Annotated in this window: 1 protein-coding gene; it reads left to right on the top strand. The window is 72.4% G+C overall.

Annotation, left to right across the window (positions count from 1 at the left end; genetic code table 11):
• On the top strand, nucleotides 1-387 hold a 387-nt coding region (locus D7Y13_RS46465), incomplete at its 5' end, for a hypothetical protein (RefSeq protein WP_158626237.1).
• Nucleotides 388-434: the final 47 nt, after the last annotated feature.

Raw genomic sequence — 434 nt, 5'->3', positions numbered from 1 at the left:
CTGTGGACGTTCCAGACGGCGACGGGGCCGGAGCGGTGGTTGCCGGGCCGGGTGCGGGGGCAGGCGCGGATGCACGCGTTCCTGGTGGAGGTGCTGGGGTTTGGCGGCTTCATCCGGGGCTACGACGTGGCGGCGGACACGCGCAGTGATTCGATTCCGGGGCACCCGGACTTCGCGAAGAACTTCGACCTGTTCCTGCACCACTACGCGGGGGCGTTGCTCAAGCGGGTGGCGCCGGAGTCCGCGTTCGGGCGGGCGCTGGGGCAGGTGGTGATGCTCAACGGCCAGCAGTGGGCCGGGCTGGGCTTCACGTTGACGGACGCGGGCCAGCGGCTGGTGGACGCGTGGCTGGCGGAGCAGGGCGTGGTGCTGAGTCCCGCCGCTTGAGTGACCCGGGTGGCCCGCGTGGCCGCCTGCTTCCGGAGGGGTTGGGG

It is taken from the genome of Corallococcus praedator (assembly GCF_003612125.1).
In the GTDB taxonomy this organism is placed as follows: Bacteria; Myxococcota; Myxococcia; order Myxococcales; family Myxococcaceae; genus Corallococcus; species Corallococcus praedator.
The sequence above is the reverse complement of the archived record's forward strand: the minus strand, read 5'-3'. Positions and strand labels throughout refer to the sequence as shown.